Origin of the sequence: Streptomyces torulosus (assembly GCF_001419765.1) — a bacterium.
In the GTDB taxonomy this organism is placed as follows: domain Bacteria; phylum Actinomycetota; class Actinomycetes; order Streptomycetales; family Streptomycetaceae; genus Streptomyces; species Streptomyces torulosus.
Window position 1 is genome coordinate 1 of record NZ_LIRK01000314.1, and the last position, 816, is coordinate 816.

General features: G+C 70.8%; 1 protein-coding gene. It reads left to right on the forward strand.

Annotated features, from left to right (window positions below; translation table 11 throughout):
* Positions 1 to 131: 131 nt before the first annotated feature.
* The coding region (locus tag AOK23_RS21955; protein WP_055714400.1) for a vWA domain-containing protein at positions 132 to 816 on the forward strand (685 nt) is incomplete at its 3' end.

Sequence of the window (816 nt, forward strand, 5' to 3'; positions counted from 1 at the left end):
CCCGCCCGCCGCCGCCCGCCACGCCAAGGGCACCCCCCGCTAGGGCCCGACACTCCTCACCCCGAGCCCCACACCCACGCCTCACCCGCACGCGTACCGCGCACGAAACGGAAACATCAGGGGGACCAGCGATGCACAGCGAATACCCGCCCACCCTGCCGGCGGAGTACGCCGACATCGAGTTCGAGAACAACGCCCAGCGCATGCCGCTCGTGCTGTGCCTCGACACATCCAGTTCCATGGCGGGCGCGCCGATCCAGGCGCTGAACAACGCGCTCGCCGAGTGGACCCGCGAACTCCACGACGACGTCAGCCTCAGCTACAGCGTGGAGGTCGCCGTCGTCACCTTCGGCGGCCAGGGCGTCGGCGCCTGGCGGGGGCCCCAACTGCTCGACCCGCGCACCCGCATGAGTCCCTTCATCCCCGCGCACGCCTTCCAGGCACCGCAGCTGACGGCCGCCGGCGTCACCCTGATGACCGAGGCGCTGGAGCTGTCCATGCACATCGTCGCGGCCCGCAAGGCGGAGCTGCGGGCGTCCGGACTCCAGTACTACCGGCCGCAGATCTGCCTCGTCACGGACGGGCTGCCCACCGACCCGACCGGCCATCTCACCGACTCCTGGCAACGGCTGATACCCGTCCTCGCCGAGGAGCAGCGGTCCCGCCGGTTCCGGCTGTACGCCATCGGGGTGGGCGGCATCACGGACCGCGGGGAGCAGGTGCTGCAGGCGTTCGCACCCAAGTTCAACGCGCGGTTGCAGGGATTCCCGTTCCGGGAGCTGCTCCAGATGATGTCCGCCAGCGCCAACGCCGAGC